The organism is Streptomyces sp. BE303, assembly GCF_036290945.1.
GTDB lineage: Bacteria > Actinomycetota > Actinomycetes > Streptomycetales > Streptomycetaceae > Kitasatospora.
In genome coordinates, this window is sequence record NZ_JAQYWZ010000946.1 from 1 (window position 1) to 342 (window position 342).

1 protein-coding gene is annotated in these 342 nt (G+C 74.3%); it reads left to right on the forward strand.

Annotation, left to right across the window (positions count from 1 at the left end; translation table 11 throughout):
• Positions 1-342: aldehyde dehydrogenase family protein (locus PUR56_RS39640; protein ID WP_329952532.1), on the forward strand; the 342-nt coding region annotated here is incomplete at both ends.

The window sequence follows — 342 nt, forward strand, 5'->3', positions numbered from 1 at the left end:
CACCATCGGCGAGGCCCGCCGCATCAACGGCGTCACCACCCCGGCCGAGGAGCCGCGCACCCTCGCCATGACGTTCCGGCGCCCGCTCGGCGTGGTCGGACTCATCACCCCGTGGAACTTCCCGGTCGCCATCCCGATGTGGAAGGTGGCGCCCGCCCTGATCGCCGGTTGCACGGCCGTCCTGAAGCCCTCGCCGCTGACCCCCTGGACCTCGGCGCTGCTGGTGCAGGCGTTCGTCGACGCCGGGCTGCCCGCCGGCGTCCTCAACCTCGTCCAGGGCGACCGCGACCCCGGCGAGGCCCTGGTCTCCGACCCGCGCGTCGCCGGCATCTCCTTCACCGG